Raw genomic sequence first — 12884 nt, 5'->3', positions numbered from 1 at the left:
CTCGGGATCCATGATGTGCATGTACTCGATGCCGGTGGTGCGGCAGTAGGAGTCGCGCAGGATGCCGAGGATGTGGCGCAGCTTCATGAAGCGCCGGCCCTCGCCGCCGAACGAGCCGGTGGCGAACTGGCGGTCGAGGTCCCACAGGGTCAGGCCGTGCGACTCCACCTCGAGGTCGGGGTGGCTGCGCTGGCGGTACTCCAGCGGGTCGGTGTCGGCCATCATGTGGCCGCGCACCCGGTAGGCGTGGATCAGCTCGAGGATCCGGGCCTGCTTGCTGATCTCGTCGTCGTGGCTGACCGAGATGTCGTTGGCCCAGCGGATCGGCTCGTAGGGGATCCGCAGCGAGCGGAAGATCTCGTCGTAGAAGCCGTCCTGACCCAGCAGCAGCTGGTGGACGCGCTTGAGGAACTCACCGGACTGGGCGCCCTGGATGACGCGGTGGTCGTAGGTCGAGGTCAGCGTCATGACCTTGCTGATCGCGTTGCGCGAGATCACGTCCTCCGACGCGCCCTGCCACTCGGGCGGGTACTCCATCGCGCCGACGCCGATGATCGCGCCCTGGCCCTTCATCAGCCGGGGGACCGAGTGGCTGGTGCCGATGCCACCGGGGTTGGTCAGGCTGATCGTCGTGCCCTGGAAGTCCTCGACGGTGAGCTTGTTGTCGCGCGCCTTGCGGACGATGTCCTCGTAGGCGGTCCAGAACGCCGCGAAGTCCATCGTCTCGGCGGCCTTGATGCTCGGCACCAGCAGCTGCCGGCTGCCGTCGGACTTCTGGACGTCGATCGCCAGGCCGAGGTTGATGTGGGCCGGGGTGATCAGGTTGGGCTTGCCGTCGACGGTGTCGAACCCGACGTTCATCTCCGGCATCGACCGGACCGCCTTGACCAGCGCGTAGCCGATCAGGTGGGTGAAGGAGACCTTGCCACCGCGGGCACGCGCGAGGTGGTTGTTGATGACCGTGCGGTTGTCCCAGAGCAGCTTGACGGGCACGGAGCGCACGGACGTCGCCGTCGGCACGCTCAGCGAGGCGTCCATGTTCTGGGCGGTCCGCGCGGGCGCGCCGCGCAGCACGGTGTACGTCGGCTCGTCGCTGGCCGGTGCGGGGGCGGCCGGACGCTTCTCCTTCGGGACCGGGTTGGTGGTGCCCTTGGCCGGCTCGGCGGCCTTCGCGCTGGGGCGCGGCTTCGCCACGGGGGCCGGGGCGGGCTTCTCAGCCGACGGGGCGCTCGCCTGGGCGGCGGCGGGCGTGGCCGGGGTTTGCTGGACGGGCGCCGGGGCCTGCTGGGTCTTCTCGGCCTGCTGGGTCTTCTCGGCCTGCTGGGCCTTCTGGGGCGCCGCCTGCGCGCCGTTGGTCGAGCTGCCGTTGCCGGTGCTGCCCTTGGCCTGGAAGTACTTCACCCACGTGGGATCGACGCTGTCCGGATCGCGTTGGTACTGGTCGAACATCTCCTCGACGAGCCACTCGTTGGCTCCGAAGTCGGCTCCGACCTGGGCCGAGGAAACGTCGGATTGACTGCCTTTGGACTGCGGCACGGGTACTTTCGCCTCTTCCGGTGCGGGCGCGGGGGAGTAGTTCAGTCGTCAAGGCTAGTCCCCCACACCAGCAAATGCAGACTGTCTCAGTGGCATTTCGGCGTGGTGTGCGTCGAGCCACATCGAGGTCGCGGACACTGCCATGCGACGGCACCTCCGCACCGCCGTTCGTCGGCAACGAGAGAGGGGCAGCAGCCATGACCACATCCGCACGCCGAGCCTACGTGGCCGGCCCGTTCTCACCGGCGCGGGCCCTGGGTCTCGCCCCGACCCTGGCGCTGAGCCTGGTGCTGAGCCTGGCGCTGGGCCTGACGCTGGGCGCGTGCAGCGGGGGCGGCGACGAGCCCGACGAGCCGGGAGCCGGGGGCACCACCTCCGCCGTACCGACCGCGCCCGCCGTGGAGACGGTCGTCGAGGTCGGCCGCGTCACCGGCCGCCTCCCGAAGGACGCACGCGACCGGGTGGTCGGCGAGGTGGCCGCGGTCGTCGACGGCTGGACGCAGGCCGCCTACCTCGGCGGCGACTACCCCCGCCGCGACTTCTCCGACTCCTGGCCCGGGTTCACCACCGGCGCCCAGGAGGAGGCGCGCCGCGACCGTGCCTTGATGAGCAACGAGGACATCGGGGAGCGGATCGACGGGGTGCAGCTGCGCCGCAGCCGGGTGCGTGTCGACGTGCTGGCCGTGCGTCAGCGCGCGGTCGGCGTGACGGCTCGGGTGCTCCTCGGGTTCCGCACCACCGGGGAGGTCGAGCGGGTGGTCCGGGTGGAGGGCCGCCTCTACCTCACCCACACCGAGCGCGGTTGGCGCGTGTTCGGCTACGACGTGACGAAGGGGACCGTGTGATGACCGCGATCGTGCATGGGCTCGAGAGCCGGTGCCGCAAGGCCCTGCGGTGGGGCGCGGTCGGTCTGATGCTGACGGTCGCGGCGCTCGTCGTACCGGCCTCGGCGGTCAAGAGCACCGAGGTCGCCCTCGTGAAGGTGGACCGTGCGGACGGTGTGGACCTGACGCCCGACGTCGTGTGGATCCTCGCGGTCGGCTCCGACGCGCGGCCGGGCGAGGACATGACCCGCACCCGTGGCGACGCCTTGCAGCTGATCGGGATGAACACGAGGACCGGCGCGGCGTCGGCGATCGGCGTGCCGCGCGACTCGTGGGTGTCGATCCCGGGCCACGGCTACGACAAGATCAACGCCGCTCTGTACTTCGGTGGCCCCCAGCTGCTCGGGCAGGCCGTGGGCGACCTCGTCGGCATCCAGCCCGACTACGTGTTCGTCAGCCGGTTCAAGTTCTTCCAGGCGATGATCCAGGGCATCGGCGGCATCGAGGTCTCCAACCCGGTCGCGTTCGACGACACCTACCTCAAGCCCGAGGGCTTCCCGCGGGGACGCATCCATCTCGGTGGGTACGACGCGATGGCGTTCTCGCGGATCCGGCACAACCTCATCCGGGGGGACTTCGACCGGTCGGCCAACCAGCAGCGAGTGCTGCGCGGCATCCAGGCCAAGGTGCGCGCCCGGGCGCACGTGCCCGGGTTCATCGAGCGCGGCGTGCTCTCGGTGATGGAGCACCTCTACACCGACCTCTCGCCGGCCGAGCTGTTCCGGTTGGCGCAGGTGGTCGCGCACGTCGACCCGCACAAGATCACGACCTGCGTGGTGCAGGGCGGCATCGGCAATGTCGGTGGCGCGAGCGTCGTGCTGCCGTCGGTGGCCATGGCGCGTCGACTCGGGGACGAGGCCCGGGACGACGCGACGATCGGGCACTGCTGACCCGGAGGTCGGCAGTGCCCGATCGTGGCGTGCGGTGTGGGGGTGTTGCGTCGTACGGGCCGAGGATCAGTTCGGCGTGATGTGCGCGCCGGCCCAGCCGAGCTCGAGGATCGAGCCCCCCGGGATCAGGTCGGGAAGGGTGAGGACGAGGGCCTTGACCTCGGCGCCGGTCCAGTTCTGCTTGACCACGCGGTAGCGCAGCAGGTTGTTGTTGCCGAGGTCGACGACCTCGCCCGGGTCGGGCAGCTCGATCTCCTGGCCGTTGAGCGTGATGCGGGCCAGGGAGGTGTCGATCGTGCGCTTGACCTTGGTCGTGCCCTTGGGCTTGAACAGCGAGACCTTCGAGGTGATGCCGTCGATGACCAGGCCGAGGCTCGGGATCTCCAGGGCGCCGATCTTGCTGGAGACGAAGCCGTTGGCCGTGCCCTTCGCCTTCTGGTCGCCGCGCAGCGCGTACTCGAGGCCGGTCAGGTTGACCAGGCCGCCGAGCACCCGGACGTCACCCACCTTGTGGACCTGGGTCTTGCCGTTGGTGCCCGAGCAGCCGATCGACTGCTCCTGCAGTCCGCCGAGGCGGAGCAGGTCGTTGCCGCCGAAGAGCTCCATGCCCATCGCGCGGGACTGGAAGACGCCGGCGGGCACCGGGGACGAGACCGCGGTGCGGGCCCGACCGAGGGTGATCGACGTCGGGTGGCCGGTGACGTCGAGCGTCAGGCGCAGCGCGTAGGACTGCGAGGCGGCGCCGGTCTTGTTCGCGTAGCCGGACTTCACGCCGGCCAGGCCGATGCTGCCCAGGCCCGGGATCTCGATCGTGTTGCCGGTGACCGACGTCAGCAGGTCGAGGACCTGGTTGACCACGTTGCCGACGGTCGAGCCGAGGATGTCGAGGAGCTGCTGGAGCTGGGGCGTGATGGGGGTGTCGGGCAGGTTGCCGATCGTGAGGCCCTCGAAGGTGAAGCCCTCGGTGTGCCCGAAGGTCCCGTCGGCCTTGCGGAAGGCATCCGCCGTGGACTTCAGGCCGACGAGCTTGAGCGTGGGCGTCTGCTGGCCGCCGAACTCGCCACCGAGCTCGAGGTCGGCGATCGTGCTGATCCCGCGGACGCCCTGCGCCGCGGCCGTCTTGTAGGTCTGGGTGTAGCTCTTGGTCAGGCCGCCGCGGATCAGCGGGTTGTCGGGGATCGACAGCACGGAGTCGGCGACCTCCTGGAGGCCGACCTGGCGGGTGCAGCGCTGCTGGGCGAAGGCGTCCTTGGCGTTGCGCACCTCGACCCCGTCGACGATCACCTTGGTGCCGTAGACCGTCGCCTTGTAGCCGAGGTCGGTGATCTTGGACGAGGACGCCCGCTCCGCACGCGGCTGGTCGGGTGCCGCCGACGTCGCTGGCGGGACGAGGACGAGGGCACCGGCGAGGCCGGCGCCGCAGACGGCGACCGATGCGATCGCCTTCTTGATGGACCTGTTCACTGCGTGTCCTGCTTTCGTTGCCGGAGCCGCTGCGTCCCTCCCCGTCGGCGCGGCTTGCTGGTCCCATGTCGGTCGTCATCCCGAGACGCTGACTGGCGATGATTGTGCGTGCGGAACGGGGCCGTGGGGAGGTGCGGCATCGAGAAACACGTCGCCGGTCAAGACCAATGGAGGCCTTTTCGTGGCCGCGCGTAACCCCGCAGGCCGGAGGCCGTTTTCATCGGGCCGCTCGGCTCGGACACCGGTTCCCGGGCCTCGTCGACGCGGATCGCGGACGGAGCGGCCGTCAGGGCACGCACGGAGCATCGGCCTCGACGCCCGCCACGTCAACCCTCCGCCCGGGCAGAGATCCGCGCACCTGACGTGGATGTCGTCTGATGGTGGCTGGCGGAGCATCTGCGTCAGGTGCGCGGACGCCGGCGAGCCGGATGATCGTGCGCGAAGAAGAGAGCGCCCCCGGCAGGATTCGAACCTGCGGCACCTGGTACCGGAAACCAGTGCTCTATCCCCTGAGCTACGGAGGCACGCGCCCCGCACTGCGAGGCTGCGCCGTCACCCTACAACTGACGCGGGACGGACGCGCAATCGCACCGGTGTGGTCCGCGGTCATGTCCCACGGCGGATATCGATGCAGGGTCCGACGCCCGACGCCGATACCCTGGCCCGGTGACTCCTGAGCAGCTCTCCACCGCGATCGTCGACGTTCTGACGACGCTGTCCGCCGAGGGTGCGATCACCCTCCCCGACGGCGTCCCGACGAAGGTCACGGTGGAGCGTCCGCGATCCAAGGAGCACGGCGACTACGCGACGAACATCGCGCTGCAGCTGGGCAAGAAGGCCGGCATGAACCCGCGCGAGCTCGCCACGCTGGTCCAGGAGCGCCTGCAGCAGGCCGAGGGCATCGCCGGTGTCGACATCGCCGGGCCGGGCTTCCTCAACATCACGGTCGCAGCCGGGGCCCAGGGCGTCGTGGCGGCCGAGATCGTCGACGCCGGCGCGGCGTACGGCCACACGAACACGCTCGGCGGGGAGAAGGTGAACGTCGAGTTCATCTCGGCTAACCCGACCGGACCGCTCCACCTCGGCCACACCCGCTGGGCGGTCGTGGGCGACGCGATCTCCCGCGTGCTCGAGGCGGGCGGCGCGACGGTGACCCGCGAGTTCTACATCAACGACCGCGGCAACCAGATGAACCTGTTCGGTGCCTCGATCGAGGCGGCCGCGCTCGGTCGGCCGACCCCGGAGGACGGCTACCACGGCGGCTACATCACCGACCTGGCCCAGCAGATCGTCGCGGAGGACCCCAGCGTCCTCGAGCTCCCCGAGGACGAGCGGCTCGTGGCGTTCCGCGAGAAGGGCTACGCGCTGCAGCTGGCCGACCAGCAGGAGCAGCTGAAGCGGTTCAACACCGTCTTCGACGTGTGGTTCTCCGAGCGCAGCCTCCACGACAGCGAGGACGTCACCACCGGCCTGGAGAAGCTGCGCGACCAGGGGCACCTCTACGAGGACGACGGCGCGCTGTGGATGCGCACGACCGACTTCGGGGACGACAAGGACCGGGTGCTGATCCGGTCCAACGGCGAGCTGACCTACTTCGCCAGCGACACCGCCTACTACGTCAACAAGCGCTCGCGCGGCTTCGACCGGTGCATCTACCTGCTCGGCGCCGACCACCACGGCTACGTCGGGCGGCTCAAGGCGATGGCCGCCTGCGCCGGCGACGACCCCGAGCGCAACATCGAGGTCCTCATCGGTCAGCTGGTGAAGATCGTGCGCGGCGGCGAGGAGGTGCGGCTGTCCAAGCGCGCCGGTGACATCGTCTCGCTCGAGGAGCTCGTCGACGAGATCGGCACCGACGCGCTGCGCTACTCCCTGGCGCGCTACCCCGCGGACTCGCCGCTGACGCTCGACATCGCCGAGATCACCAAGCAGTCCAGCGACAACCCGGTGTTCTACGTGCAGTACGCCCACGCCCGGATCGCCTCGATCCTGCGCAACGCTGCCGAGCTCCAGATCGCCTGGTCGACCAGCGACTTCGACCCCGCCCTGCTCTCGCACCCCAAGGAGGGCGAGCTCCTGCGGGCGCTCGCGGAGTTCCCGCGGGTGGTCGCCAGCGCCGCCGAGCTGCGCGAGCCGCACCGGGTCGCGCGCTACCTCGAGGACATGGCCGCGGTCTACCACCGCTTCTACGACAACTGCCGGGTGCTGCCGATGGGCGACGAGGAGGTCGGCGACCTCCACCGCGCCCGTCTGGTCCTGGTCGCGGCGACCCGCACCGTGCTCGCCAACGGGCTCGACCTGCTCGGCGTGTCCGCACCGGAGCGGATGTAGCGGTGAGCACGACCCACGAGGCCGGCTGGGCCCACGCGCCCGGCGGGCTGCGCGGGCCGGCCTGGCTGAGCCCGCCCACCGACGCCGACGCGCTCGTCCCGCACCTGTGGTCGCTGACCGCCCACAAGGTCGACGGCGAGCTGCACGTCGGTGGCCTGGCGGTCCCCGAGCTGGTCGCGAACGTCAACACCCCGGCGTACGTCCTCGACGAGGCCGACTTCCGCTCGCGCGCCCGTGCGTTCCGTGACGCGTTCGCGGCGTACGACGTCTACTACGCCGGCAAGGCCTTCCTCTGCACCGCGGTCGCCGGTTGGGTGCAGGAGGAGGGGCTCTGCCTCGACGTGTGCTCCAACGGCGAGCTCACCGTCGCGCTGCGCGCCGGGTTCGACCCCGCGCGGATCGGCTACCACGGCAACAACAAGACCACGACCGAGCTGCGCCGAGCGCTGGCCGCGGGCATCGGGCGGATCATCGTCGACTCCTTCGACGAGATCGCGCGGCTCGAGACGATCACCGCCGAGGGCGACCTGCGCGCCCGGGTGATGATCCGCGTGACCGCGGGGGTCGAGGCGCACACCCACGAGTACATCGCGACCGCGCACGAGGACCAGAAGTTCGGCTTCTCGATCACCTCCGGCGACGCCTTCGAGGCCGTACGCCGCGTGGAGGCCGCCCCGGGCATCGAGCTGCTGGGCCTGCACTCCCACATCGGCAGCCAGATCTTCGACTCCGCCGGCTTCGAGGTCGCCGCCCGCCGGGTCCTCGCGCTCCAGGCCCGGGTGTCGGAGGAGCTCGGCGTCACGCTGCCCGAGATGGACCTCGGCGGCGGCTTCGGCATCGCCTACACGACCCAGGACGACCCCGCCGACCCGGCGCAGCTCGCGACGGAGATGTCCAAGATCGTCGAGCACGAGTGCCGCGCCCTCGGCATCCCCGAGCCGCACCTGTCGATCGAGCCCGGCCGCGCCATCGTCGGCCCCTCGATGTGCACCGTCTACACCGTCGGCACGGTCAAGGAGGTCCGCCTCGACGGGGGTGCCGTGCGCACCTACGTCTCCGTCGACGGGGGCATGAGCGACAACATCCGCACCGCCCTCTACGACGCCGACTACTCCTGCACGCTCGCCTCCCGGCCCTCGGCCGGGGGAGCGGTGCTGGCGCGCGTCGTCGGCAAGCACTGCGAGGCGGGGGACATCGTGGTCAAGGACGAGTTCCTGCCCGCCGACGTGCGTCCCGGCGACCTCCTGGCCGTGCCCGGCACCGGCGCCTACTGCCGGTCGATGGCCTCCAACTACAACCACGCGCTGCGCCCGCCGGTGGTCGCGGTGCGGGACGGAGTCGCGCGCGTGCTCGTTCGCCGCGAGACTGAGGACGACCTGTTGGCGACAGACATGGGTGATCAGTAATGGAGAGCGACAAGCCGCTCAAGGTGGCCGTGCTGGGCTGCGGCTCGGTGGGGTCCCAGGTGGTGCGCCTGCTGGAGGAGCAGGCTGCGGACCTCGCGGCCCGGGTGGGCGCGCCGGTCGAGCTGGCCGGCGTCGCCGTACGCCGCCTCGACGCGCCCCGCGAGGTGGAGGTGCCGCCCGGCCTGCTGACGACCGACGCCACGGCGCTGGTGACCCGCGACGACGTCGACCTCGTCGTGGAGGTCATCGGCGGCATCGAGCCGGCCCGCTCGCTGATCCTCGCCGCGCTCGAGAGCGGCAGGTCCGTGGTCACCGCGAACAAGGCGCTGCTGGCCGAGGACGGGCCCACGCTGTTCGAGGCCGCCGAGAAGGTCGGCCGCGACCTCTACTACGAGGCCGCCGTCGCCGGCGCGATCCCGATCCTGCGCCCGCTGCGCGAGTCGCTCGCCGGTGACCGCGTGACCCGGGTGCTCGGGATCGTCAACGGCACCACCAACTTCATCCTCGACCGGATGGACACCTCCGGCGCCGGCTTCGCCGAGGCGCTCGAGGAGGCCCAGGAGCTCGGGTACGCCGAGGCCGACCCGACCGCGGACGTCGAGGGCTTCGACGCGGCGGCCAAGGCGGCCATCTTGGCCTCGCTGGCCTTCCACTCGCGGGTGACCGCCTCCGACGTGCACCGCGAGGGCATCGCCGAGGTGACCGCGGCCGACGTCGAGTCGGCGCGCGAGATGGGCTGCGTGGTCAAGCTGCTCGCGATCTGCGAGCTGCGCGAGAACGCGGGCCAGAGCGCCGTCGCCGTGCGCGTCCACCCGGCGATGATCCCCCGGAGCCACCCGCTCGCGTCGGTGCGCGAGGCCTACAACGCGGTGTTCGTCGAGTCCGAGGCCGCCGGCCAGCTGATGTTCTACGGCCCCGGCGCCGGCGGCGCGCCCACGGCCTCCGCCGTGCTCGGCGACCTGGTGACCGTGGCGCGCAACCGCCTGGCGGCCACCCGCGGCGTCGGGGAGTCGGCGTACGCCGACCGTCCGGTGCTGCCGATGGGAGAGACCGTCACGCGCTACCACGTGGCGATCGACGTCGACGACCGCGCGGGCGTGCTCGCGGCGGTCGCGACCGCGTTCGCCGAGAACGGCGTGTCGATCCAGACCGTGCGCCAGGAGGGCCGCGGCGCCGACGCCCAGCTCGTCGTGGTGTCCCACGAGTCGACCGACGCTGCGCTGAGCGCGACCGTCGAGCACCTGCGCGAGATGGACATCGTGCGCGAGGTGACATCCGTGATGCGCGTCGAGGGAGCGACCGAGTGAACCCCCAAGGCTTCGTCCCCACCCGCCAGTGGCGTGGTGTGATCGAGGAGTACCGCCAGCTGCTGCAGATCCCCGAGGGCACGCCCGCGGTGACGCTGCGCGAGGGCGGTACGCCGCTGGTCGCCTCCGAATGGCTCTCCGGGCTGACCGGCGCGCAGGTGTGGCTCAAGGTCGAGGGCAGCAACCCCACGGGCTCCTTCAAGGACCGCGGCATGACCGCGGCGATCTCGGTGGCCAAGCACGAGGGTGCCCAGGCCGTCGTCTGCGCGTCGACCGGCAACACCTCGGCGTCGATGGCGGCGTACGCCGCCAAGGCCGGCCTCAAGCCGCTCGTGCTGGTGCCCGAGGGCAAGATCGCGGCCGGCAAGATGGCCCAGGCGATCCTGCACGGCGCCCAGGTGATCATGGTGCGCGGCAACTTCGACGACTGTCTCGGTCTGGCCAAGGCGCTCGCGTGGGACTACCCGGTCGCGCTGGTCAACTCCGTCAACCCGGTGCGGCTCGAGGGCCAGAAGACCGCCGCTTTCGAGATCGTCGACTTCCTCGGCGACGCGCCCGACTACCACCTGCTGCCGGTCGGCAACGCCGGCAACATCTCGGCGTACTGGCTCGGCTACACGCAGTACGCCGACTGGGGCTTCGCGAGCAGGCTCCCGGTGATGCGCGGCTTCCAGGCCGAGGGCGCGGCCCCGCTGGTGACCGGCGAACCGTTCCCCGACCCCGAGACGCGCGCCACCGCGATCCGGATCGGCAACCCCGCCTCGTGGAAGCTCGCCGAAGCCGCGCGCGACGAGTCCGGCGGTCGGTTCGCGGCCGTCAACGACGGGCAGATCCTCGCCGCGCAGCGCGAGCTCGCCAGCCGTGACGGTGTGTTCGTCGAGCCCGCGTCGGCGGCCGGCATCGCCGGGCTGCTCCAGGAGCTCGCCGCTGGCGAGGACTACCGCGGCACGACCGTCGTGGTCACCGTGACCGGCCACGGTCTCAAGGACACCGCGACCGCCCTCGAGGGGTTCGCGGAGAGCGGCGGCAGCATCGTCGACACCGTGATCGACGCCGACCCGAGCGCCGCGGCCCGGGCCGCGGGCCTGGCGTAAGCGCGGTCCGTGGCGACCTTCGTCGACGGGCCCGTACGGGTGTCCGTCCCGGCCACCTCGGCCAACCTCGGGCCGGGCTTCGACTCGCTCGGGCTCGCCCTGGCGATGCGTGACGAGCTCGAGGCCGAGATCGGCGGGTCGGGTGTCGCCGTCGAGGTGACCGGTGCCGGTGCCGGTGAGGTTCCGCTCGACGAGACCCACCTGGTCGTCCGGGCGATGCACGCCGCCTTCGACCTGCTGGGTGTCCGCCCGCCCGGACTGCGACTGACCTGTCACAACGTGATCCCGCACGCGCGGGGACTCGGCTCGTCGTCGGCCGCCATCGTCGGGGGAGTGGTGCTCGCCCGCGGCCTGGTCGCCGGGGGAGCGCTGCTGGTCGACGACACGGCGCTGTTCCGGCTCGCCGCCCGCATGGAGGGCCACCCCGACAACGTCGCACCTGCCTTCTACGGCGGGTTCGCCATCTCGGGACACGAGGAGGACTTCTACGCCGTCTCCTCGCCCGTCGACCCGCGCATCGAGACCGTGGTGTTCGTGCCGCCCTCGCCGGTCTCGACCGAGATGGCCCGGGGCCTGCTGCCTGCCGAGGTCCCGCACGCCGACGCCGCCGCGGACGCGGGCCGCACCGCACTGCTGGTCGCCGCGCTCGCCGGCCAGCCCGAGCACCTGCTGCGGGCCACCCGTGACTACCTCCACCAGGACTACCGCCGCGGCGCGATGCCCGAGTCCCTCGGCCTCGTCGACACCCTGCGCGCCGAGGGAGTGCCCGCCACCGTCTCCGGGGCCGGGCCGAGCGTGCTGGCGTTCACCGACGCGTCGGGTGCGGGGGCCCTGCTCGCGCGCTGCCCGGCGGGTTGGGCCGTGCACCACCTCGCGGTCGATCGCGAAGGCGTGCGCGTCCTGGGTTGAGGCCCTCGGCGCGCCGATGGTGCCCGATGTCACACCCCGTTGCGGCGGTGGTATGTTGACCGCGCGCCGGAGCTCTTCGGCGTAGCACCAGCGGATGCCCATCGATGGCGCATCGGCATCGTGCACACCCCCTCCTCGCCCACCTGCCGGCCACGCCTCCTGCGTGCACCGGGGTGTCCTCACACGACAGGCTCGGCGGACGCAGGAGACCATGACCAGGACGCCGCCGGCCGTCGGCCGCTCGGCACTGATACGTGCGAAGGACCTCACGTGACCGAGACCATCGACCCCAGCAGCGCCCCCGAGAGCGCAGCCTCCGCGGGCGCCGCCGGCGAGGCAGCCGCGCCGTCGAAGAAGCGTGGTGGCGGGCTCAGCTCGATGCTGCTGGCCGACCTGAAGTCGATGGCCTCCGGCCTCGGCATCCCGGGCGCGGGCTCGATGAAGAAGGCTCAGCTCGTCGAGGCGATCAAGGCCCGCCAGAGCGGGGGTGACCGGACGCCGTCGTCCGAGCGCCCGCAGCGGGACCGGGACCAGCAGGAGCGGGCCCGGCAGGAGACCCCCCCGCAGGACCGCGGCGAGCAGGACCGCGGTCGGCAGGACCGTGAGCGCTCGGACCGCGCCGGGGAGCCGGCGGGCGAGCAGGACCGGTCGGAGCACCGGGGGCAGGGCCGCTCGCAGGGCCGCCAGCGCGAGCGCAACCGTGAGCAGGGCCGCGGCCAGCAGGAGCAGTCGGCGTCGGACCAGGCGAAGCAGGACCAGCCCAAGCAGGACCAGCCCAAGCAGGACCAGCCGAGGCAGAAGCAGCCGAAGCAGGACCAACAGAAGCAGGACCAACAGAAGCAGGACCAGGGCCGCCAGGACCAGGGCCGCCAGGACCAGAAGCAGGACCAGCCGAAGCAGGACCGGCAGCAGGACCGGCAGCAGGACCAAGGCCGGCACGACCAGCAGGACCAGGGCCGGCACGACCAGCAGGACCAGGACCGGCACGACCAGCAGGGTGGCGACGGCGAGGGCGAGGGCAGCCGGCGCAACCGCCGCCGCCGCGGCCGCGACCGCGACCGCG

At 71.6% G+C, this 12884-nt stretch carries 10 protein-coding genes and 1 tRNA gene; 8 read left to right on the top strand and 3 right to left on the bottom strand.

Annotated features, from left to right (window positions below):
* On the bottom strand, positions 1-1536 hold a 1536-nt coding region (locus Q0L15_RS02845), incomplete at its 3' end, for a 2-oxo acid dehydrogenase subunit E2 (protein WP_296602091.1).
* A gap of 197 nt (positions 1537-1733) precedes the next feature.
* Between Q0L15_RS02845 and Q0L15_RS02840 the strand changes: the two genes are divergently transcribed.
* Together Q0L15_RS02840 and Q0L15_RS02835 are read left to right on the top strand one after the other, a co-directional pair.
* Complete coding sequence (locus Q0L15_RS02840) at positions 1734-2381, top strand: hypothetical protein (RefSeq protein WP_296602090.1); 648 nt, start codon at positions 1734-1736, stop codon at positions 2379-2381.
* Positions 2381-3310 (top strand): LCP family protein, encoded by a 930-nt coding sequence (locus tag Q0L15_RS02835; protein WP_296602089.1) that lies wholly within the window; start codon positions 2381-2383, stop codon positions 3308-3310. Before Q0L15_RS02840 ends, Q0L15_RS02835 begins: the two co-directional genes overlap by 1 nt.
* Before the next feature lie 66 nt (positions 3311-3376).
* Here the strand turns inward: Q0L15_RS02835 and Q0L15_RS02830 are convergent, their stop codons facing one another.
* Together Q0L15_RS02830 and Q0L15_RS02825 are read right to left on the bottom strand one after the other, a co-directional pair.
* Positions 3377-4774, bottom strand: a complete 1398-nt coding sequence (locus tag Q0L15_RS02830) for a choice-of-anchor P family protein (RefSeq protein WP_296602088.1) — start codon at positions 4772-4774, stop codon at positions 3377-3379.
* A 451-nt stretch (positions 4775-5225) separates the two neighbouring features.
* Positions 5226-5298, bottom strand: a tRNA-Arg gene (locus Q0L15_RS02825).
* 142 nt (positions 5299-5440) lie between these two features.
* Here Q0L15_RS02825 and argS point away from each other — a divergent pair.
* The 6 genes from argS to Q0L15_RS02795 all read left to right on the top strand — a co-directional run.
* Positions 5441-7105 carry an arginine--tRNA ligase gene (argS, locus tag Q0L15_RS02820; RefSeq protein ID WP_296602087.1) on the top strand — a complete coding sequence of 555 codons (1665 nt, stop codon included), beginning with the start codon at positions 5441-5443 and terminating at the stop codon, positions 7103-7105.
* A 2-nt stretch (positions 7106-7107) separates the two neighbouring features.
* Positions 7108-8511, top strand: a complete 1404-nt coding sequence (gene lysA, locus Q0L15_RS02815; protein ID WP_296602086.1) for a diaminopimelate decarboxylase — start codon at positions 7108-7110, stop codon at positions 8509-8511.
* Positions 8511-9818 carry a homoserine dehydrogenase gene (locus Q0L15_RS02810; RefSeq protein WP_296602085.1) on the top strand — a complete coding sequence of 436 codons (1308 nt, stop codon included), beginning with the start codon at positions 8511-8513 and terminating at the stop codon, positions 9816-9818. The genes lysA and Q0L15_RS02810 overlap by 1 nt, the downstream gene beginning before the upstream one ends.
* Entirely contained in the window at positions 9815-10912 is a 1098-nt protein-coding gene (gene thrC / locus Q0L15_RS02805; protein WP_296602084.1) for a threonine synthase, read from the top strand. The genes Q0L15_RS02810 and thrC overlap by 4 nt, the downstream gene beginning before the upstream one ends.
* Positions 10913-10921: 9 nt before the next feature.
* Positions 10922-11821 carry a homoserine kinase gene (gene thrB / locus Q0L15_RS02800; protein WP_296602083.1) on the top strand — a complete coding sequence of 300 codons (900 nt, stop codon included), beginning with the start codon at positions 10922-10924 and terminating at the stop codon, positions 11819-11821.
* A gap of 270 nt (positions 11822-12091) precedes the next feature.
* A partial coding sequence (locus Q0L15_RS02795; protein WP_296602081.1) for a Rho termination factor N-terminal domain-containing protein occupies positions 12092-12884 on the top strand: 793 nt, incomplete at its 3' end.

The organism is Nocardioides sp. (assembly GCF_024509035.1).
Taxonomy (GTDB): domain Bacteria; phylum Actinomycetota; class Actinomycetes; order Propionibacteriales; family Nocardioidaceae; genus Nocardioides.
Note: the sequence above shows the minus strand (reverse complement) of the source record. Positions and strands in the feature narration are given on the sequence as shown.